General features: G+C 67.2%; 25 protein-coding genes. 21 read left to right on the forward strand and 4 right to left on the reverse strand.

The window, feature by feature from the left end; genetic code table 11:
• Positions 1-25: 25 nt before the first annotated feature.
• The 9 genes from ACS5PK_RS10500 to ACS5PK_RS10540 all read left to right on the forward strand — a co-directional run bounded on the left by ACS5PK_RS10500 (position 26) and on the right by ACS5PK_RS10540 (position 9,162).
• A complete protein-coding gene (locus ACS5PK_RS10500) occupies positions 26-832 on the forward strand; it encodes an ABC transporter ATP-binding protein (RefSeq protein WP_439440181.1) in 807 nt (268 codons plus the stop codon).
• A gap of 12 nt (positions 833-844) precedes the next feature.
• Positions 845-1,774 (forward strand): branched-chain amino acid ABC transporter permease, encoded by a 930-nt coding sequence (locus tag ACS5PK_RS10505; protein WP_439440182.1) that lies wholly within the window; start codon positions 845-847, stop codon positions 1,772-1,774.
• Between the two features lie 30 nt (positions 1,775-1,804).
• Positions 1,805-2,869 carry a branched-chain amino acid ABC transporter permease gene (locus ACS5PK_RS10510; protein ID WP_439440183.1) on the forward strand — a complete coding sequence of 355 codons (1,065 nt, stop codon included), beginning with the start codon at positions 1,805-1,807 and terminating at the stop codon, positions 2,867-2,869.
• A 56-nt stretch (positions 2,870-2,925) separates the two neighbouring features.
• Entirely contained in the window at positions 2,926-4,254 is a 1,329-nt protein-coding gene (locus ACS5PK_RS10515) for an ABC transporter substrate-binding protein (RefSeq protein ID WP_439440351.1), read from the forward strand.
• Positions 4,255-4,470: 216 nt separating this feature from the next.
• A complete protein-coding gene (locus tag ACS5PK_RS10520; RefSeq protein WP_439440184.1) occupies positions 4,471-5,277 on the forward strand; it encodes an ABC transporter ATP-binding protein in 807 nt (268 codons plus the stop codon).
• 135 nt (positions 5,278-5,412) lie between these two features.
• Complete coding sequence (locus ACS5PK_RS10525; protein ID WP_439440185.1) at positions 5,413-5,712, forward strand: hypothetical protein; 300 nt, start codon at positions 5,413-5,415, stop codon at positions 5,710-5,712.
• A complete protein-coding gene (locus tag ACS5PK_RS10530) occupies positions 5,705-6,952 on the forward strand; it encodes a phenylacetate--CoA ligase family protein (RefSeq protein WP_439440186.1) in 1,248 nt (415 codons plus the stop codon). Before ACS5PK_RS10525 ends, ACS5PK_RS10530 begins: the two co-directional genes overlap by 8 nt.
• 156 nt (positions 6,953-7,108) lie before the next feature.
• Complete coding sequence (locus ACS5PK_RS10535; protein ID WP_439440352.1) at positions 7,109-8,068, forward strand: tripartite tricarboxylate transporter substrate-binding protein; 960 nt, start codon at positions 7,109-7,111, stop codon at positions 8,066-8,068.
• Between the two features lie 125 nt (positions 8,069-8,193).
• Complete coding sequence (locus ACS5PK_RS10540; RefSeq protein WP_439440187.1) at positions 8,194-9,162, forward strand: hypothetical protein; 969 nt, start codon at positions 8,194-8,196, stop codon at positions 9,160-9,162.
• A gap of 21 nt (positions 9,163-9,183) precedes the next feature.
• Here the strand turns inward: ACS5PK_RS10540 and ACS5PK_RS10545 are convergent, their stop codons facing one another.
• From ACS5PK_RS10545 to ACS5PK_RS10560, 4 genes are read right to left on the reverse strand one after another with little or no spacing between them, the layout of a single operon-like run.
• Positions 9,184-9,552 carry a cupin domain-containing protein gene (locus tag ACS5PK_RS10545; protein WP_439440188.1) on the reverse strand — a complete coding sequence of 123 codons (369 nt, stop codon included), beginning with the start codon at positions 9,550-9,552 and terminating at the stop codon, positions 9,184-9,186.
• A 15-nt stretch (positions 9,553-9,567) separates the two neighbouring features.
• Positions 9,568-9,957 (reverse strand): VOC family protein, encoded by a 390-nt coding sequence (locus tag ACS5PK_RS10550; protein WP_439440189.1) that lies wholly within the window; start codon positions 9,955-9,957, stop codon positions 9,568-9,570.
• Positions 9,958-9,995: 38 nt separating this feature from the next.
• Complete coding sequence (gene dtd / locus ACS5PK_RS10555) at positions 9,996-10,436, reverse strand: D-aminoacyl-tRNA deacylase (RefSeq protein WP_439440190.1); 441 nt, start codon at positions 10,434-10,436, stop codon at positions 9,996-9,998.
• Positions 10,433-11,335, reverse strand: coding sequence for a cation diffusion facilitator family transporter (locus ACS5PK_RS10560; RefSeq protein ID WP_439440191.1), 903 nt, complete (start codon positions 11,333-11,335; stop codon positions 10,433-10,435). The genes dtd and ACS5PK_RS10560 overlap by 4 nt, the downstream gene beginning before the upstream one ends.
• Before the next feature lie 163 nt (positions 11,336-11,498).
• Here ACS5PK_RS10560 and argB point away from each other — a divergent pair, with 163 nt between their 5' ends.
• The 12 genes from argB (at position 11,499) to tatB (ending at position 18,612) form a co-directional block, all read left to right on the forward strand.
• Positions 11,499-12,410 carry an acetylglutamate kinase gene (gene argB / locus ACS5PK_RS10565; RefSeq protein WP_439440192.1) on the forward strand — a complete coding sequence of 304 codons (912 nt, stop codon included), beginning with the start codon at positions 11,499-11,501 and terminating at the stop codon, positions 12,408-12,410.
• A gap of 6 nt (positions 12,411-12,416) precedes the next feature.
• Positions 12,417-13,184: a pyrimidine 5'-nucleotidase gene (locus tag ACS5PK_RS10570; protein ID WP_439440193.1), complete on the forward strand. Its 768-nt coding sequence runs from the start codon at positions 12,417-12,419 to the stop codon at positions 13,182-13,184.
• A 108-nt stretch (positions 13,185-13,292) separates the two neighbouring features.
• Positions 13,293-13,976, forward strand: coding sequence for a response regulator (locus ACS5PK_RS10575; protein ID WP_439440194.1), 684 nt, complete (start codon positions 13,293-13,295; stop codon positions 13,974-13,976).
• A 67-nt stretch (positions 13,977-14,043) separates the two neighbouring features.
• Positions 14,044-14,709 (forward strand): nucleoid occlusion factor SlmA, encoded by a 666-nt coding sequence (gene slmA, locus ACS5PK_RS10580; RefSeq protein WP_439440195.1) that lies wholly within the window; start codon positions 14,044-14,046, stop codon positions 14,707-14,709.
• A 60-nt stretch (positions 14,710-14,769) separates the two neighbouring features.
• On the forward strand, positions 14,770-15,711 hold the full coding sequence (locus tag ACS5PK_RS10585; protein ID WP_439440196.1) for an ATP-binding protein: 942 nt from the start codon (positions 14,770-14,772) through the stop codon (positions 15,709-15,711).
• Positions 15,712-15,716: 5 nt separating this feature from the next.
• Positions 15,717-16,187: an NUDIX domain-containing protein gene (locus ACS5PK_RS10590; protein WP_439440197.1), complete on the forward strand. Its 471-nt coding sequence runs from the start codon at positions 15,717-15,719 to the stop codon at positions 16,185-16,187.
• Between the two features lie 13 nt (positions 16,188-16,200).
• Positions 16,201-16,593 carry a phosphoribosyl-AMP cyclohydrolase gene (hisI, locus tag ACS5PK_RS10595; RefSeq protein WP_439440353.1) on the forward strand — a complete coding sequence of 131 codons (393 nt, stop codon included), beginning with the start codon at positions 16,201-16,203 and terminating at the stop codon, positions 16,591-16,593.
• Between the two features lie 7 nt (positions 16,594-16,600).
• Complete coding sequence (locus ACS5PK_RS10600; RefSeq protein ID WP_439440198.1) at positions 16,601-16,936, forward strand: phosphoribosyl-ATP diphosphatase; 336 nt, start codon at positions 16,601-16,603, stop codon at positions 16,934-16,936.
• 65 nt (positions 16,937-17,001) lie between these two features.
• Positions 17,002-17,421 carry a hypothetical protein gene (locus ACS5PK_RS10605; RefSeq protein ID WP_439440199.1) on the forward strand — a complete coding sequence of 140 codons (420 nt, stop codon included), beginning with the start codon at positions 17,002-17,004 and terminating at the stop codon, positions 17,419-17,421.
• Between the two features lie 36 nt (positions 17,422-17,457).
• Positions 17,458-17,805 carry a histidine triad nucleotide-binding protein gene (locus tag ACS5PK_RS10610; protein WP_439440200.1) on the forward strand — a complete coding sequence of 116 codons (348 nt, stop codon included), beginning with the start codon at positions 17,458-17,460 and terminating at the stop codon, positions 17,803-17,805.
• Between the two features lie 100 nt (positions 17,806-17,905).
• On the forward strand, positions 17,906-18,130 hold the full coding sequence (tatA, locus tag ACS5PK_RS10615) for a Sec-independent protein translocase subunit TatA (protein WP_439440201.1): 225 nt from the start codon (positions 17,906-17,908) through the stop codon (positions 18,128-18,130).
• Between the two features lie 11 nt (positions 18,131-18,141).
• A complete protein-coding gene (gene tatB / locus ACS5PK_RS10620; RefSeq protein ID WP_439440202.1) occupies positions 18,142-18,612 on the forward strand; it encodes a Sec-independent protein translocase protein TatB in 471 nt (156 codons plus the stop codon).
• Positions 18,613-18,635: the final 23 nt, after the last annotated feature.

An 18,635-nucleotide genomic window follows, 5' to 3' on the forward strand; every position in this document is an offset into this window, starting at 1 on the left:
ACGCGACGCCAAGAAAGCACAAGGCATGAGCACGAGCAGCAGCAAGAAGATCGGCGACGTGATCCTCGAGGTCAGGAACATCTCCCTGGCCTTCGGCGGGGTGAAGGCCCTGACCGACATCAGCTTCAACGTCCGCGAGCACGAGATCCGTTCCATCATCGGCCCCAACGGCGCGGGCAAGAGTTCCATGCTCAACTGCATCAACGGGGTCTACCACCCCACGCAGGGGCAGATCAGCTTCAAGGGCCAGACCTTCAAGCACATGAACTCCCGCCAGGTGGCGGAGATGGGCATCGCCCGCACCTTCCAGAACCTCGCGCTCTTCAAGGGCATGAGCGTGCTGGACAACATCATGGCCGGCCGCACCCTGCACATGAAGAGCAACCTCTTCCAGCAGGCCTTCCGCAACCCCTTCGGCTTCAGCAAGGCCGAGGCGGAAGAGGTGGCGCAGCGCGAGAAGGTCGAGCGCATCATCGACTTCCTCGAGATCCAGCCCTTTCGCAAGACCCCGGTGGGCCGCCTGCCCTACGGCCTGCAGAAGCGCGTGGACCTCGGGCGTGCCCTGGCCATGGAGCCCCAGGTGCTGCTGCTGGACGAGCCCATGGCCGGCATGAACGTGGAGGAGAAGCAGGACATGTGCCGCTTCATCCTGGACGTCAACGACGAGTTTGGCACCACCATCGTGCTGATCGAGCACGACATGGGCGTGGTGATGGACATCTCCGACCGCGTGGTGGTGCTGGACTACGGCAAGAAGATCGGGGATGGCATTCCCGATGAAGTCCGCGCCAACGAAGACGTCATCCGAGCCTATCTCGGAACCTCGCACTGAAGGACCACAGCGATGGGATTCCTCATTGAAACCGTGTTCGGCGGCCTGATGACAGGCATGCTGTACTCCCTGATCGCCCTGGGCTTCGTGCTGATCTTCAAGGCCTCGGGCGTCTTCAACTTCGCCCAAGGAGCGATGGTGCTCTTCGCGGCCCTGGCCATGGCGCGCTTCTCGGAATGGATCCCCAAGTGGCTGGGCTTCGACAACCCGGTGCTGGCCAATGTGCTGGCCTTTGCCGCGGCCTGCGCGGTGATGGTGGCGGTGGCCTGGGCCATCGAGCGCTTCGTGCTGGGCAAGCTGGTCAACCAGGAAGGCATCACGCTCTTGATGGCCACGCTGGGCATCACCTACTTCCTCGAAGGCCTGGGCCAGACCCTGTTCGGCTCGGACATCTACAAGATCGACATCGGCCTGCCCAAGGACCCGCTCTTCCTCTTCGAAAAGACCTTCGAGGGCGGCGTGCTGGTCAACAAGGAAGACCTGGTCGCGGCCCTGATCGCCGCCGGCCTGGTGGCCCTGCTGGCGCTCTTTTTCCAGAAGACGGCCACCGGCCGCGCCCTGCGTGCGGTGGCGGATGACCACCAGGCGGCGCAGTCCATCGGCATCCCGCTCTCGCGCATCTGGATCATCGTCTGGAGCGTGGCGGGCTTCGTGGCGCTGGTGGCCGGCATCATCTGGGGCTCCAAGCTGGGCGTGCAGTTCTCGCTGTCCCTCGTGGCGCTGAAGGCGCTGCCGGTGGTGATCCTCGGCGGGCTGACCTCGGTGCCGGGCGCCATCATCGGCGGCCTGCTGATCGGGGTGGGTGAGAAGGTCTCGGAGGTCTATCTGGGCCCGCTGCTGGGCGGCGGCATCGAGATCTGGTTTGCCTATGTGCTGGCCCTGGTGTTCCTGCTGGTGAGGCCGCAGGGGCTCTTCGGCGAGAAGATCATCGACCGCGTCTGAGCGACAAGAACAAGAAAGCAGGAGAACCCCATGCTCTACCGCGAGAACGGCCAGTTCAAGACGAGCTACAGCGCCGACAGCCAGATCTTCCCCATCCGCCAGGACGCCATCTTCATCGTGCTGCTGCTGGCGGTGGCCTTCATCGGCGTGCCCATGCTGGCCTCGGAATACCTCTTCCGCGCCATCCTCATCCCCTTCCTGATCCTGGCCCTGGCGGCCCTGGGCCTGAACGTGCTGGTGGGCTACTGCGGGCAGATCTCGCTGGGCACCGGCGCCTTCATGGCCGTAGGGGCCTATGCGGCTTACAACTTCCATGTGCGCATCGAGGGCCTGCCCCTGGTGCTGTCCCTGCTGGGCGGCGGCTTCTGCGCCACGCTGGTGGGCGTGTTCTTCGGCATTCCCTCGTTGCGCATCCGCGGGCTCTACCTCGCGGTGGCGACGCTGGCCGCGCAGTTCTTCTGCGACTGGGCCTTCCTGCGCATCAAGTGGTTCACGAATGACTCGAGCTCGGGCAATGTCTCGGTCTCGGATCTGCAGGTCTTCGGCCTGCCCATCGACTCCCCAGTGCAGAAGTACCTGTTCTGCCTCAGCGTGCTGGCGCTCTTCGCGCTGCTGACCAAGAACCTGGTGCGCTCAGCCGTGGGCCGCGAATGGATGGCCATGCGCGACATGGACGTGGCGGCCAGCGTGATCGGCATCCGCCCGGTCTACGCCAAGCTCAGCGCCTTCGCTGTGTCCAGCTTCATCGTGGGCGTGGCCGGCGCGCTGTGGGGCTTCGTGCACCTGGGCTCCTGGGAGCCGGCCGCCTTCTCCATCGACCGCAGCTTCCAGCTGCTGTTCATGGTGATCATCGGCGGTCTGGGCTCGATCTCCGGCGCCTTCTTCGGCGCGGCCTTCATCATCGTGCTGCCCATCCTGCTGAACCAGATCCCGCACTGGCTGGGCATCCCGCTGGGCACCGAGACGGCCTCGCACCTGGAGTTCATGATCTTCGGCGCGCTGATCGTCTTCTTCCTGATCGTCGAGCCGCACGGCATCGCGCGCTTGTGGGCCACCGCCAAGGAAAAGCTGCGGCTCTGGCCCTTCCCCCATTGATCACACCGCTTCAAAACAGCACCACGAGTGCAAACGCCAAGGAGACAGGCACCATGTTGAAACTGAAGTCGCTTGCAGTCGCCGCCACCGTTGTGTCGGCATGTCTGGCCGGGCTGTCCACCTCGGTGGCCGCAGCCGATGCCAAGGAGCAGTTCTTCCCCGTGCTGGTGTACCGCACCGGCGCCTACGCCCCCAACGGCACGCCCTGGGCCAATGGCTATGTGGACTACCTCAAGCTGATCAATGCCAAGGGCGGCATCAACGGCGTGAAGATCACCTTCGAGGAATGCGAGACCGGCTATGCCACCGACCGCTCGGTGGAGTGCTATGAGCGCCTGAAGGGCAAGGGCGCGACGCTGTTCCAGCCACTCTCGACCGGCGCCACCTTCGCGCTGACCGAGAAGGCGCCCGTGGACAAGATCCCCCTGATCACCGCCGGCTACGGCCGCAGTGAAAGCCAGGACGGCGGCGTCTTCAAGTGGAACTTCCCCCTGCTGGGCACCTACTGGGTGGCGGCCGACGTGCTGCTGCAGCACGTGGTCAAGAAGGAAGGCGGCTGGGACAAGATCAAGGGCAAGAAGATCGCCCTGGTCTATCACGACAGCCCCTACGGCAAGGAACCCATCCCCCTGCTGCAGGAGCGTGCCAAGCTGCATGGCTTCGAGCTGCAGCTGCTGCCGGTGACGGCCCCGGGCGTGGAGCAGAAGGCCACCTGGCTGCAGGTGCGCCAGAGCCGGCCGGACTTCGTCTTCCTGTGGGGCTGGGGCGTGATGAACTCCACCGCGCTGAAGGAAGCGCAGGCCACCGGCTATCCGCGCGAGAAGATGTACGGCGTCTGGTGGGCCGGCGCCGAGCCGGACGTCAAGGACGTGGGCGATGGTGCCAAGGGCTACAGCGCCGTGACCATGCAGCATGGTGCGGAGCCGCAGTCCAAGGTCGCACAGGACATCCTCAAGGAGCTGCACGGCAAGGGTCAGGGCACGGGGCCGAAGGAAGAAGTGGGCCAGGTGCTGTACATGCGCGGCCTGCTGTCCGCGGCCATGGGCGTGGAAGGCGTGCGCCGCGCGCAGGAGCGCTTCGGCAAGGGCAAGGTCATGACCGGCGAGCAGGTCCGTTGGGGCCTGGAGAACCTGGCCCTGGACCAGAAGAAGCTCGATGCCCTGGGCCTGGCCGGCGTGATGCGCCCGGTCTCGACCTCCTGCGCCGACCACATGGGCGCCAACTGGGCCCGCGTGCACAGCTGGGATGGCAAGAAGTGGAACTTCGTCAGTGACTGGTACCAGGCGGATGAGCAGATCATCAAGCCGCTGGTCAAGAGCACGGCGGACAAGTACGCCGCCGAGAAGAAGCAGCAGCGGAGGACGCCAGAAGACTGCCAGTCCTGATCGGACTGGCCGCCTTCCGGCGGGGCCGGAGTTCCTGTGAGCGCCCACCCCATCCCCGTCCTCCAGGAGGGCGGGGGAATGGACCAGCCCCTACCGACTTCGTCGGCCCCCTCAAGGGGGCGCGCCCGCAGGCTCGGCAAAGCCGAATCCTCGGGCGCCGCTTGGCTAGCACGTGACCTGCGGTGCGGGTGCCGTGTGCAAGCATGGAGAACTGAAATGAGCAATGTGCTTCTGAACGTCAATGGCATCGAGGTGATCTACAACCATGTGATCCTCGTGCTCAAGGGCGTGTCGCTGCAGGTGAAGGAAGGTGGCATCGTGGCCCTGCTGGGCGGCAATGGCGCGGGCAAGACGACCACGCTGCGCGCGGTCTCCAACCTGCTGGAGGGCGAGCGGGGCGAGGTGACCAAGGGCTCGATCGAGCTGCGCGGCGAACGCATCGAGAAGCTCTCCACCGCCGAGATGGTCAACCGCGGCGTGGTGCAAGTGATGGAAGGGCGGCACTGCTTCGCCCACCTGAGCATCGAGGAGAACCTGATGACCGGCGCCTACACGCGGCGCGACGGCAAGGTCGCTGTGCAGCAGACACTGGAGAAGGTCTACAACTACTTCCCCCGGCTCAAGACGCGCCGCAGCAGCCAGGCGGCCTACACCTCGGGCGGGGAGCAGCAGATGTGCGCCATCGGCCGCGCGCTGATGGCCAACCCGAAGATGGTGCTGCTGGACGAGCCCTCCATGGGCTTGGCCCCGCAGATCGTCGAGGAGGTCTTCGAGATCGTGAAGGACCTCAACAGCAAGGAGGGCACGACCTTCCTGCTGGCCGAGCAGAACACCAATATGGCGCTGCGCTACGCCGACTACGGCTACATCCTGGAGAACGGGCGTGTGGTGATGGACGGCGAGGCCAAGGGCCTGCGTGAGAACGAGGACGTCAAGGAGTTCTACCTGGGCATGGGCGGTGGTGACCGCAAGAGTTTCAAGGACGTCAAGAGCTACAAGCGCCGCAAGCGCTGGTTGGCGTGAACCACCCCCTACCGGCTTCGCCGGCCCCCTCAAGGGGGCAACACCGGCCGCCCGGCAGAGCCGGATCGGCGGTGTTCGCGCGGGGCGAGCGCCGGCTGCGCCGAGCGCTCTTTGCATGGAGCGAGGTGACTTGCCATGAGTGATGAGAGCTGGGGATTTGCGCTGCCGGCCTTCAAGCCGGAGGAGGCGCTGCAGAAGCTGCGGCGGGATCTGCGCGAGCTGGGGCTCACGGAGCGGGAAGGGCGCTTCGAGCGGCGGGGCACGGCCATCGCCCGGGCGGCGGTGGACGGCTCGACGCTGAAGGTGGCGCTGGTGAAGCGGCCGGCCCGCACGCCCGAATGGAACGAGAAGACGGTCAGGGACAGCGCGCAGCTGCGTGACTTCCTGGCCCTGGTGAAGAAAAACCTCTCTGGCTGGAGTGATGCCGATGAGTGAGTTCTACGACAGCCTCGAAGTCCGCGACCCGCAGTTGCGCGAGGCCGCGCTGATGGCCGCGTTGCCACGGCAGGTGGCGCAGGCGCAGGCGAACACGGTGGCCTATGCGGAGCTGCTGGCGGGCGTCGATGCGGCCAGCATCGATTCCCGCGCGGCCCTGGCCCGGTTGCCGGTCACGCGCAAGTCCGAGCTGCTGGCGCGTCAGCAGGCGGTGCGCGCCGCGGGTGGCGATGCCTTCGGCGGCTTCTCGGCCATCGGCTGGGGCGTGGCTCGGCGGGTGTTCCAGTCGCCCGGCACGATCTATGAGCCTGAGGGGGCGAAGCCCGACTACTGGCGCATGGCCCGCGCCCTGCACGCGGCGGGCCTGCGCGGCGGCGAGTTGCTGCACAACAGCTTCAGCTACCACCTGACCCCGGCCGGCTCCATGATGGAAGGTGGCGCCCATGCCCTGGGCTGCACGGTCTTCCCGGGCGGCGTGGGCAATACCGAGCTGCAGCTGCAGGCCATGGCGGAGTTGCGGCCCACCGGCTACATCGGCACACCCAGTTTCCTCAAGATCCTCGTCGAGAAGGCCACGGAGTCCGGACAGGCGCTGAGCCTGCGCAAGGCCATGGTCAGCGGCGAAGCCTTCCCCTCGGCCCTGCGGGACTGGCTGCTGGGGCGCGGCATCGCCGGCTACCAGTGCTATGCCACGGCCGACCTCGGCCTCATCGCCTACGAGACCCCGGCCCGCGAAGGCCTGGTGCTGGACGAGGGCGTGATCGTCGAGATCGTGCGCCCGGGCACTGGCGATCCGGTCGCGGAGGGCGAGGTCGGCGAGGTGGTGGTGACCACGCTGAACCCCGACTACCCGCTGATCCGCTTCGGCACCGGCGACCTCTCCGCGCTGATGCCTGGCCACTGTCCCACGGGCCGCAGCAATGCCCGCATCAAGGGCTGGATGGGCCGCGCGGACCAGAGTGCCAAGGTGCGCGGCATGTTCGTGCATGCCGGGCAGGTGGGCGAGGTACTCAAGCGCTTCCCCCAGCTGGGCCGCGGACGCCTGGTGGTGGAGGGCGAACTGGCCCAGGACCGCATGAGCCTGCAGGTGGAGCTGGCCTCGGTGCCCGAGGGCCTCGGGGCGCAACTGGTGTCGGCGCTGCGCGACGTCACCAAGCTGCGTGGCGAGGTGCAGTTCGTGCCGCCCGGCAGCCTGCCCAACGACGGACGGGTGATCGAGGACCGCCGCAAGTTCGACTGATCATGCGCCAGCGGGCTTCTGGCCGTCCCGGGTGTGCATTAGGAAGCCACATCCGTAGTTTCCGATGTGCGGATCAGCAGCGGCTCAACTAGCATGGCGCTGCCCCTGGCCACAAAAAAGGAGACAGCCATGCGAACCCGCCCGACCGCCCTCGGCATGATCACCCTAGCCAGCCTGATGGCGCTGCCTCTGGCCGCCCGGGCTGAGTACCCTGAGAAGCCCATCACCATCGTCGTGCCCTTCTCGGCCGGCGGCCCCACCGACAAGGTGGCCCGCGACCTCGCCGAGTCCCTGCGCAAGACGCTCAACGCCACCCTGGTGATCGAGAACGTCGGCGGTGCCGGCGGCACCCTGGGCGCCACCAAGGTTGCCAAGGCCGCCCCGGATGGCTACACGGTGCTGCTGCACCACATCGGCATGGCGACCTCGCCAGCGCTCTACCGCAACCTGCAGTACAAGACCCTGGACGACTTCGAATACCTGGGCCTGATCAACGAGGTGCCCATGACCCTGGTGGCCAAGCCCACCATGGCTGCCGCGAACTACGCCGATCTGGCCAAGTGGATCGCCGCCAACAAGGAGAAGGTCAATCTGGCCAATGCCGGCCTGGGCTCGGCCTCCCACCTGTGCGGCCTGCTGTTCCAGAGCACCATCAAGATCGACATGACCACCGTGCCGTACAAGGGCACCGGCCCGGCCATGACGGACCTGATCGGTGGCCAGGTGGACATCATGTGCGACCAGACCACCAACACCAGCTCGCAGATCGAGGGCGGCAAGATCAAGGCCTATGCCGTGACCTCCACCAAGCGCCTGAGCAGCCCGGCCCTGGCCAAGCTGCCCACCCTGGACGAGCTGGGTCTCAAGGGCTTCAGCGTGGCCATCTGGCACGGGCTCTATGCGCCCAAGGGCACGCCCAAGCCGGTGCTGGACAAGCTCAACGCCGGCCTCAAGAAGGCCCTGCAGGACCCGGACCTGCACAAGCGCCAGGAGGCGCTGGGAGCGGTGATCGTGCAGGACACCCGTGTCAATCCCGCCGAGCACAAGAAGTTCGTGACGGATGAGATTGCCAAGTGGGGCACGGTGATCAAGGCCGCTGGTCAGTACGCCGACTGAGCCGTTCGCTCCGGGCGGGCGGCGCCGCGCCGCGCCGCCTGGCGTATGCTCGCGTCGGTCCGGTTGAGGCTCTCGCCGCAGCCGTCTGATGGTCCTCTTTCCCGCCCGTCCCGGGCCTGTTCCTGATGCCCTGTTCCCCTCACGTACCAGCTGCTGGCGTCTCGGCACTGCTGCCGCGTCGTGGCCTGCTGTGCCTGGGGCTGGCTGCGGCCGCGGCGCCGGTGTTCCGGGCTGATGCTGCCACGGCAGCCGTCACTGCAGCCGCAGCTGCTGCTGCCCCAGCGGCCAGCACTGCAGCGGGGCCAGACAAGCTGCTCCCGGCGCTGATCCCCGACGACGTGCTGCTGGACTACCAGCGCTTCCTGGCAGGCCGGGACCCGGTGGGCATCACTGATTTCAGTGGCCCGCATGCGCGCCGTGACGTGATTGAGGTCCTGCTGGTGCAGCAGGCCCTGGCCCGGCAGGACAACGAGCTGCGCCTGAGCCTCACGCCCATGCCCACCAGCCAGCGCCTGCAGGCCGAGCTGCGCTCCGGCCACGCCGCCTGCAGCGCGACCAGCTACTGGCGCGAGGACTTCCCCCAGGCCGACGGCCTGCTGTTCAGCGACCCCTTGCTGGAGGAAGGCGACTTCGAGGTCGGCTTCTACACCTCGGCGGACAACGAGAAGGCGCTTTCCGCCCGCAGCCTGCGCGATCTGCTGCCATTGCGCGTGCTCAGCAATCGCAGCTGGCGGGTGGACTGGCAGACCCTGGAGCAGCTGGGCTTCTCCGAGCTCCAGCATGTGGCCAGCTGGAACCTGATGCCGCGCATGGTGCAGCAGGGCCGGGCTGACCTGCTGCTGGCGCCGTTCCAGCCCACGCCGGACCTGTCCCTGATCGTGGAGGGCATACGCCTGGTCCCGGTGCCTGGCCTCAAGCTGCGCATGCGGGGCACGCGGCATTTCCTGATCTCCCGCACGCACCCTCTGGGGCCGCGGCTGCGCGCCCAGCTCAATGGCGGCCTGGCCCGCCTGAAGCAGCAGGGCCTGATCCGCCGCGCCTATGAGCAGAGCGGCTTCTTCAACGCCCGTGTGGCGGGGTGGACGCGGCTCTGAGCCTGCGAGGCAGGACTACCCTCAGGCCGGCAGTTCCACCAGCACGAACTGCTTGCGCACGGGCTCGAGCACCTCGAATTCACCACGAAAGCCGGGCGGGATGACGGCGCCCTCGCCGGGCCCGACCTCGGTGCGGCTGCCATCCTCGCCATGCAGACAGATGCGGCCTTCCAGCACGTGGAAATACTCCTGCGTGCCCGGCGCGAACTCGATGCGCCAGCGGCCCACCTCGCAGGCCCAGACGCCTGCGCTCATCGGGCCGGCCTCGTGCATCAGCCAGGTCTGGCGCTGCGGGGCACCTTCGACGCGACGGTCCTCGCGGGGCTGGTCCCATTGCGGGGCCAGGCCCTCGGTGCTGGCGATGGGGGTGATGCGGGGCGCGGTACTCACCGGGGGCGCTCCGTCTCAGGCCTCGGCCGCGGTACAGACCACGGCCAGCTTGTTGCCGTCCAGGTCGCGGAAGTAGGCGGCGTAGAAATTCGGTGCGTAGTCGCGCAGGCCCGGCTTGCCCTCGCAGCGGCCGCCAGCGGCCAGGGCGGCGGCATGCACGGCGTCCACCTGGGCGCGCGTGGCGGCGGCCAGGGCCAGCATGCTGCCGTTGCCCACGGTGGCAGGGGCGTCGTCGTAGGGCTTGCAGATCCAGAGGAAGGCCTTGGCATCGGGCGCGTCCGGGCCGTAGCCGCAGAACTCGTCGTCGGCATAGGTGCACTTGAGGCCCAGGGGGGCGAGGGTGGCGTCGTAGAAGCGCTTGGCGGTCGGGCGGTCGTTGCTGCCCAGGGTGGCGTAGGAAAGCATGGCGTGTCTTTCTGAAACGGGAAGAGGCGGGGAGGGGGTCAGGTCATGCGCAGGGGGATGGTGACCGGGCCGTCGTTGACCAGGTGCACCTGCATATCCGCACCGAACTCGCCGCATTGCACCAGCGGGTGCTGGCGGCGGGCGAACGTCAGGCAATGCTCGTAGAGATGCCGGCCCAGCTCGGCCGGCGCAGCGCCGATGAAGCTGGGGCGGTTGCCGCCGCTGGTGTCGGCCGCCAGGGTGAACTGCGAGACGATGAGCAGGCCGCCGCCCACGTCCTGGACGCTGCGGTTCATCTTGCCGGCTTCGTCGCTGAAGACGCGCAGCTTGAGCACCTTCTGGATCAGCTTCTCGGCGACGGCCTCGGTGTCATCGGGCTCGGCGCAGACCAGCATCAGGAAGCCGGCGCCGATCTGGCCCGTCACCCGGCCCTCCACCTCGACACGCGCCTCGCGCACGCGCTGCAGGATTGCGATCATGGGCCGATGCCCTCCGTGTCCTTGGGGTCGTTGAAGTGCGCCTCCACGTCCATGGGCAGCAGCTGGATGCTGGCGCGCAGGCCGGGCACGGCCTCCATCAGGGCGCGCTCCACGGCCCCGCGCTCGGCGGCGGCCTGGCCCAGGGACCAGTTCGAGGGCATGTGCATGTGCATGTCCACGTAGCGGCGCTGGCCCGAGACGCGGGTGGCGATGTGGTCGAAGCGCACCTGCTGGTGGCTGCAGCGTTCCAGGACGGCGTGGATGGCGGCCTGGCTCTCGGTGTCCAGGGCCTCGTCCATCAGGCCGGCGGCGGATTCCATCACCAGCAGCGCGCCCTCGCGCAGGATGTTCAGCGCCACCAGCACGGCGATCACCGGGTCCAGCCACAGCCAGCCGGTGGCCATCACGCCAATCAGGCCGGCCACCACGCCGATGGAGGTCCAGACGTCGGTGAAGAGGTGGCGGGCATCGGCCTCCAGGGCCATGGAGCGGTGCTCGCGGGCTTTCTTGAGCATGGCCCAGGCCAGGCCGCCGTTGAGCGCCGAGCTGACCAGGGACAGCACCATGCCCAGACCCAGTTGCTCCACCGGCTGCGGGCTCAGCAGCCGGTGCACGGCGGCCCAGATGATGCCGGCCGCGGCCGCGAAGATCAGCACGCCCTCGAAGCCGCTGGAGAAGTACTCGGCCTTGTGGTGGCCGAAGGGGTGGTCATCGTCAGGGGGGCGCTGGGCCACGGTCACCATGGCCAGGGCGAACATGGCGCCGGCCAGGTTGACCAGGGACTCCAGGGCGTCCGAGAGCAGGGAGACGGAGTCCGTCCAGTACCAGGCCCCGGTCTTCAGGGCGATGGTGACGGCGGCCACCGCGATCGAGAGCTTGAGGTAGCTGCTGACTTGCATGATGGGCTGGATTCTCGCTGCTGCCGGGCCTGTCTTTTTGCGATGCGAACGGTTCGCTTTTCGTGAACCCTGGGGCCACGCGGGCCAGGGGTGGCGGTCCTACAATCGCCGCGAGTTCCGCGGGCTCGCTTGTCTCTCCCGCGTCTTCCTGCCGAGCAGCACCATGAAGAACGATCCCGCCCTGCACACCGACGTGTCCCATATCGCCCCGCGCGAGAAGGCCGAGATCCTGTCCCAGGCGCTGCCCTACATCCGCAAGTTCCACGGCAAGACCATCGTGATCAAGTACGGCGGCAACGCCATGACCGACCCGGTGCTGCAGCAGGACTTCGCCGAGGACGTGGTCCTGCTCAAGCTTGTGGGCATGAATCCTGTGGTGGTGCACGGCGGCGGTCCGCAGATCGAGGAGTTGCTGGGCAAGCTGGGCAAGAAGGGCCACTTCATCCAGGGCATGCGCGTCACCGACAAGGAGACCATGGACGTGGTCGAGTGGGTGCTGGCCGGCGAGGTGCAGCAGGACGTGGTCGGCCTCATCAACGCCGCCGGTGGCAAGGCCGTGGGCCTGACCGGCCGTGACGGCGGCATGATCCGCGCCAGGAAGCTCAAGGTCCAGGACAAGGACGACCCCAGCAAGGAGCACGACATCGGCCAGGTCGGGGACATCGTCTCCATCGACCCCAGCGTGGTGAAGGCCTTGCAGGACGACCAGTTCATCCCTGTGGTCAGCCCCATCGGCTTCGGCGAGAACAACGAGAGCTACAACATCAACGCCGACGTCGTGGCCGCCAAGCTGGCCACCGTGCTGCAGGCCGAGAAGCTGCTGATGCTCACCAACATCCGCGGCGTGCTGGACAAGCAAGGCCAGCTGATGACGGAGCTGACGCCCAAGCGCATCGACGAGCTGGTGGCGGATGGCACCATCAGCGGCGGCATGATCCCGAAGATCGCTGGCGCCATCGACGCGGCCAAGAGCGGCGTGAATGCCGTGCACATCATCGATGGCCGGGTGCCGCACGCCATGCTGCTGGAGATCCTGTCTGACCAGGCCTACGGCACGATGATCCGCTCGCACTGAGCCCCGATGCGGCGCCCACCCCTGCGCCGCGCCGGCCGGGCCCGCCAGCATGGCGAGGGCCCGGTCTGGCTCTTCGACCTCGACAACACCCTGCACAACGCCTCGGACCGCGTGTTCGCAGCGCTCAATGTGGCCATGACGCGCTACATCGAGCAGCACCTGGGCGTCGACACCGACGAGGCCAACCGCCTGCGCCGCGTCTACTGGGCCCGCTACGGGGCCACGCTGACCGGCCTGGTGCGCCACCACGGCGTGGACGCCGCGGACTTCCTGGCCGAGACCCACGCGCTGCCCGGCATGGAGGCGCATCTGCACGGCCATGCCCATGACCTGGCGGCCCTGGCCCGCCTGCCCGGGCGCAAGTTCCTGCTGACCAACGGCCCCGGTGCCTACGCCTGGCGCGTGCTGCATGCCGTGGGCCTGGACCATGCCTTCGAAGGGGTGATCGCGCTGGAGCAGATGGCCATGTTTGGCCAACTGCGCCCCAAGCCGGACCGCCGCATGTTCCGTCATGTGCTGGCGCGCTTGCAGCTCAGGCCCGCGCGCTGCGTGCTGGTGGAGGACAGCCTGATGCACCAGAAGGCGGCCCGGTCCCTGGGCCTTCGCACGGTGTGGATCCAGCGCTGGACCAAGGCTTCCGTGCATGGCCCCGAGGCCCACCTGCCGCTGCGGCGGCGCCCGGTCTTTGTGGACCAGCGCGTGCACGGCCTGGGCGAGCTGAGATGGCGTGCACTTGTCCGCATTACGGCGAAGCCTGGCGGGGGTTTTCCATAGCCCCCTGATCGCCCGATGCCAAGGGCCTGTTTTTGACGGTAGCATCCGCCACGCAGAAGCAGCGGTGCGTCTGCCCCGCACAGCCGGGTACAGAAGAACGACAAGCCCATGTCATTGTTCAGCGTTCTGATCGTCGAAGACCAGGTCCGGTTCCGGGAAGCCTTCGAGAAATCCCTGTCCCAGGCCAGTGACATCCGTTTGCTGGGCATGGCGTCTGATCTGCAGCAGGGTCGACGGATGTTCGACCAGCTGCGGCCTGACGTGCTCCTGGTGGACCTGGACCTCCCTGGCGGCAGTGGCATCGAGCTCATCCGCCATGCAGCCCAGGCCCATCCCGATTGCGAGGTGATGGTGATCTCGGTCTTCGGTGATGAGCAGCATGTGCTGTCCAGCATCGAGGCCGGTGCCACCGGCTACCTGCTCAAGGACAGCCTGGCCCTGGACCTCCCCGACCAGTTGCGTGCCCTGCGCAGTGGTGGCAGCCCCATCAGCCCCGTTATCGCCCGCCGTCTGCTGCTGCGCCTGAACGCCGGCACCCAGCACCTGCATGGCCTGCCGCCCGAGACGGGCGCGGCGCCGTTGGACGAGAACGTCATCGCCCTGTCCGAGCAGGAATCCCGCGTGTTGCACCTGGCGGCCAAGGGCTTCACCTTCGACGAGATCGCGCAGTTCCTGCAGGTCTCGCCGCATACCGTCATGACCTATGTCAAGCGCATCTACCGCAAGTTGCAGGTGCGCTCCAAGGTCGAGGCCATCTACGAGGCGCGACGCCTGGGTTGGCTGCGCGACTGAAGGCTTCCCAAGCGCGGGCCTGAGATGGCCAAGGGCGCCGCGGGCCTGTGCCAGAATCCACAGCGCCATGCACGTCGCCGCCTCCCCCGATCTGGACCCCGAAGACCCTGCCGCCGGTGCCCCCGAAGCGGCAGCGCCCGAGCCCAAGCGCCGCACCCGTCCCAAGCCGGGCGAGCGCCGGGTGCAGATCCTGCAGACCCTGGCCAGCATGCTGGAGCAGCCGGGTGCCGAGCGCGTGACCACGGCCGCGCTGGCCGGCCGGCTGGAGGTCAGCGAAGCCGCGCTGTACCGCCACTTCGCCAGCAAGGCCCAGATGTTCGAGGGCCTGATCGAGTTCATCGAATCCAGCATCTACACCCTGCTGAACCAGATCAGTGAGCGCGAGGCCGCCGGCCTGGTGCAGGCGCAGCGCATCGTCTCGGTGCTGCTGCAGTTCGGCGAGCGCAACCCGGGCATGAGCCGGGTGATGGTGGGGGACGCCCTCGTCTACGAGAACGAGCGGCTGATCCAGCGCATGAATCTGTTCTTTGATCGCGTCGAGGCCACCTTGCGCCAGGTGCTGCGTCAGGCCGCCGAGGCCGATGGATCCGACACGCCGACGGTGCATGCCAACGCCCAGGCCTCGGTGCTGGTGAGCTTCATCATCGGCCGGCTGCAGCGCTATGCCCGCTCGGGATTCAAGCGCATGCCCACCGAGCAGCTGGATGTCGCCCTGGCCTTGCTGACGCGCTGAGTCCGTGGCCCGCGCGGGCTGCACTTCCCTCCTCATGCCCGGTCCGCCGGGACGACCGCCATGTCCACCGAAGCCCTTGCCCAGTTCCTGAACCGCGCGGAAAGCCTGCTGGCACGCGCGGAGTCACTGCTGCCACCAGCGCTGGGTGCGCCCGACTGGGCCGCCTCCAGCGCTTTCCGCTACCGACGCCGCCGCGGCGCGCCCGTGCTGGAGCCCGTGCGCCATGTGGCCACCATCCGCCTGGAGGCGCTGAAGGAGGTCGATGCCCAGAAAGAGCGCCTGCTGCAGAACAGCCGGCAGTTCGTGCAGGGGCGGCCGGCCAACAATGTGCTGCTGACGGGCGCGCGCGGGACGGGCAAGAGTTCGCTGATCAAGGCCGTGCTCAATGAATTCTCGGACCAGGGCCTGCGTCTCATCGAGGTCGACAAGGCCGACCTCGTTGACCTGCCCGATCTCGTCGACCTGGTGGCCGAGCGGCCCGAGCGCTTCATCATCTTCTGCGATGACCTCAGCTTTGAAGAAGGCGAGGCCGGCTACAAGGCGCTGAAGTCCATGCTGGACGGCTCCATCGCCGCCGCCAGCGACAACGTGCTGATCTACGCCACCAGCAACCGCCGCCACCTGCTGCCCGAGCAGATGCGCGACAACCTCGCGGCCAAGGTCGACGAAAACGGCGAGCTGCATCCGGGCGAGGCTATCGAGGAGAAGGTGAGTCTGTCCGAGCGCTTCGGGCTGTGGATCAGCTTCTATCCCTTCAGCCAGCAGGAGTACCTGGCCATCGCCGCGCAGTGGCTGCGGCATTTCGGCCTGGACGAGGCCGCCATCGCGGCCGCGCGCCAGCCGGCGCTGATCTGGGCCCTGGAGCGCGGCTCCCGCTCCGGTCGCGTGGCCTACCAGTTCGCCCGCGACCTGGCTGGGCGGGGTGGCCCGGGCTCCGCTGCCGCGGATGATGCAGCCCCGGCGCGCCCTGCCGCCATTCCTGACGATCTGGACCAGGCCTGACTCCCATGACGAATGACTCGACGACGAACAGCTACCCGCCCGACCGTGTCCCCGTGGACGTGGCCGTGGGCGTGCTGGTGCAGCGTGACGCGCAGGGCCGAGAGGCCGACTTCCTGCTGACCTCGCGCCCTGAGGGCAAGGTCTACGCGGGCTACTGGGAGTACCCCGGCGGCAAGCTGGAGGCTGGCGAGACCGTGGAGCAGGCTCTGCGCCGCGAGTTGCAGGAGGAGCTGGGCATCACCATTGGCGCGGCTCACCCGTGGAAGATCGAGGTGATGGACTATCCCCATGCCCGGGTGCGCCTGCACTTCTGCAAGGTCTATGACTGGCAGGGCGATTTCGAGATGCGCGAGGGCCAGCAGATGGCCTGGCAAGGCCTGCCGGTGAGGGTGCAGCCCGTGCTGCCGGGCACCATCCCCGTGCTGCAGTGGTTTGCCGCTGAGCGGGGCTTCCAGGGGGCTACTCACCATGGCTGAGTACACTGCCGCCATGGATTGGCTGGATCAGATCAAGTGGGACGAGCAGGGCCTGGTGCCCGTCATCGCCCAGGAGCGCGACACTGGCGACGTGCTCATGTTCGCCTGGATGAACCGCGAGGCCCTGCGCCTGACGGCGGAAAAGGGCGAGGCCGTCTACTGGAGCCGCTCGCGCCAGAAGCTCTGGCACAAGGGCGAGGAGTCCGGCCACATCCAGCAGGTGCACGAGATGCGCCTGGACTGCGACAGCGACGTCGTCCTGCTCAAGATCACCCAGCGCGGCCACGAGCCCGGCATCGCCTGCCACACGGGCCGGCACAGCTGCTTCTACCAGCGCCTGGACGGGCAACAGTGGACCGCGGTGGAGCCCGTGCTCAAGGACCCCGACCACATCTACAGCAAGTGAAGCGGCCATGAACGGCAATGACATCCTGGCCCGGCTGGGCGAGACCATCGATTCACGCAAGCCCGAGGCCGGCGGCGACCCTTCGGCCAGCTACGTGGCCAAGCTCTTCCACAAGGGCCTGGACAGCATCCTGAAGAAGGTCGGCGAGGAAGCCACCGAGGTGGTGCTGGCCGCCAAGGACGGTGACCCCGCCAAGCTGACCTACGAGGTGGCCGACCTCTGGTTCCACTCCATGATCGCGCTCAGCGCCCTGGGCCTGAAGCCGGCGGACGTGCTGAACGAGCTGGCGCGGCGCGAGGGGCTGTCGGGGCTGGAGGAGTTTGCGGCGCGCGGCAAGGAGTGAGCGGGCGACGGCGATAGCCGAGCCCGGGGGAAGGAAGATACAAGGGAGGAACGATGAATCGCGCCATGAAAATGCCTGAGCAGTCCGCCGATCCTTCGGCGGGCCTGCGACTGTTCGCGCTGATGATGTACCTGATCTACGGTGTCGGCCTGCTGACGGGCGTGGCTGCCGTGCTTGCCTTGTTGTTGACCTGTCTTCGCCTGAAGGAGAGCCGGGGCACGATCTACCACAGCCATCTGCGCTGGATGATGCGTGGCTTCGGGCTGTGCTTGGTCGGGATGGCCCTGGGGGGCGTTCTGGCCTGGACGGACTGGGCTGGCCCAGTCATCGCTGAAGTCACGGGCTATCCAGAACACGAACTGCATGCCTTGCGCCGCGCCATTCACGGAATGGGGCAGCTCATCCTGGGCCTGACCTGGTTCTGGGGCGCCTATTTTGTCGCGCGCGGTCTTCTCAACTGGAGCGAACACCGTCGCATGCCTTGACCGAGGCGCATGCAAGTCAGACTGCTGGAGCACACCATGACCCAAGATCCCCACTGCATCTTCTGCAAGATCATCGCCGGCCAGATCCCCTCGAAGAAGGTCTATGAAGACCAGGACCTGCTGGCCTTCCATGACATCCATCCCTGGGCGCCCGTCCATGTGCTGATCATCCCCAAGCTGCACATCGCCAGCATGGCGGACCTGACGGACGAGCATGCGCCCCTGCTGGGCAAGATGAGCGTGCTGGCGCCCAGGCTGATGAAGGAGTTGGGCGTCAGCAACGGATTTCGCACGGTGATCAACACTGGGCCGGACGGCGGGCAGGAGGTCTACCACCTGCACATGCATGCCATGGGCGGCCCGCGGCCTTGGCTGAAGGGCTGAGCCCCTTGAAATCTTTATGAATGAGGGGCATCTGTCTAGTCACAAAGGACTGTCACGGGCAGGCGCCTAGAATCCGCTATTCGCTTTTGAGGAGACCACTATGGGTGGACTGAGCATTTGGCACTGGCTGATCGTGCTGGTGGTGGTGGTGATGGTGTTTGGCACCAAGAAGTTGCGCAATGTGGGCTCGGACCTCGGCGCCGCCGTCAAGGGCTTCAAGGACGGCGTGAAGGACGGTTCGGCTGACGCACCGGCTCAGCAGGTGAGCCACAACAAGGCGCAGGACCCGAACACGGTCGACGTTGACGCCAAGACCAAGTCCTGAGCTGAGCACGGATGATTGATTTCGGCTTCGACAAGCTGGCGCTGATCGGCGCCGTGGCCCTCATCGTGATCGGACCGGAGCGTCTGCCCAAGGTGGCGCGCACGGCCGGCCACCTCATGGGCAAGGCGCGGCGTTATGTGGCGGAGGTCAAGGCCGAGGTCAACCGTTCCATGGAGCTCGAGGAGCTCAAGAAGATGAAGGGCCAGTTCGAGGACGCTGCCCGCGACGTCGAGCACAGCGTCCAGCAGGAAATCAACTCGGCCAACCAGGCCTTTGACCAGACCTGGCAGAGCATAGGCGGCGAAGGCAGCAGCTACGAACCGCTGCCGCCCAGCTACCGCCACCCTGGCAAGAAGTGGCGCGTCAAGCGGGGCGCCGTGCCGCTCTGGTACAAGAAGCAGCAGGGCGTGCGGCGCCATGTGCAGTCCGGTGCGGCGCGTGTGGCCCGCTTCCGCCCCTCTTCGCGATCGTCGCGATTCTGATTGCGCCCCCAAGGCGCCCCTCC

Origin of the sequence: Roseateles sp. DB2 (genome assembly GCF_051857535.1) — a bacterium.
In the GTDB taxonomy this organism is placed as follows: Bacteria; Pseudomonadota; Gammaproteobacteria; order Burkholderiales; family Burkholderiaceae_C; genus Roseateles_B.